Below are 1,160 nucleotides of genomic sequence, written 5' to 3' on the forward strand. Positions count from 1 at the left end.
GACGCCCTGTTGACCGCCCTGGAAGGCGACGGCGACATCGGCGATGTGCTGGAAGCGACCGCAGCCGGGGCTGGCGGTGGCGCGGGCGGTAACAGCGGCCACAGCTTCATTCGCCTGGGGCGGATTGTGGAAGGCACCGACGAGTTTGGCGGGCTGTTCGCCCCCAGTTTTAGCCCCGACGAAGCGCCGGTTGAAGAAGCTCTGCTGCCCGTGGACGCGATCGACGACGTCGAGACGACCGAGCAGGGCGAGCCGGTGGTCATCGATGTGCTGGACAACGACATCTTTGTCGAAGGCTCGATTGTCACCAGCGTGACCCAGCCGTCCAACGGTACGGTGGTGATCAACCCCGACAATACCGTGACCTACACCCCGAACCCGGGCTTCTTTGGTGAGGATACCTTTACCTATACCGCCATCAGCCCCACCGGCGAGGCGTCCGACACCGCCAATGTGACTGTGACCATTCCCGGTTCACCGCCGCCTCCCGAACTGTTTATCAGCATTGATGACGTCACCGTCGTCGAGGGCGACACCGCGACCCTGACGGTGACCCTCTCTGGCGCCAGCGATACCCCGGTGACCGTCCAGTTCGACAGCCTCGACGACACCGCCACCGTGGAAGGCGGTGACTACGACCCGGATACCGGCACCATCACCTTTGCCCCGGGTACCACCGAGGTCACCATTTCCTTCGCCACCAACGAGGACGACCTGCAGGAAGGCACCGAGCAGTTCCTGGTGAACCTGAGCAACGCCAGCGGCGCCACCATTGCCGACGGCCAGGGCGTGGTGACCATTGTCGATGACTTCACGCCGTTCATCACTATCAATGACGTGGTCGTGACCGAGGGTGAGACTGCCGAGGTCACCCTGACCCTTTCCGCCGCGGTGGGTGAGCCCGTCACCGTTCAGTTCGCCAGCGCGGACGATACGGCTACCGTGTTGGGTGGTGACTACGACCCCAACAGTGGCACGATCACGTTCCCGGCGGGTACCACGGAAGTGACCGTGCTGTTCGGCACCAACACGGACGATATCGAGGAAGTGACGGAGCAGTTCTTCGTCAACCTCAGCAATGCGACCAACGCGACCATCGCGGATCCCCAGGGCATTGTGCAGATCGTGGACGGTACCGAACCGCCGCCGCCCCCGCCGCC

1 protein-coding gene is annotated in these 1,160 nt (G+C 63.8%); it reads left to right on the forward strand.

Features of this window, described 5'->3' with window-relative positions; all coding sequences use genetic code 11:
• A partial coding sequence (locus FV139_RS20995) for a Calx-beta domain-containing protein (RefSeq protein WP_187276670.1) occupies positions 1-1,160 on the forward strand: 1,160 nt, incomplete at both ends.

Origin of the sequence: Parahaliea maris (assembly GCF_008064665.1) — a bacterium.
In the GTDB taxonomy this organism is placed as follows: Bacteria; Pseudomonadota; Gammaproteobacteria; order Pseudomonadales; family Halieaceae; genus Parahaliea; species Parahaliea maris.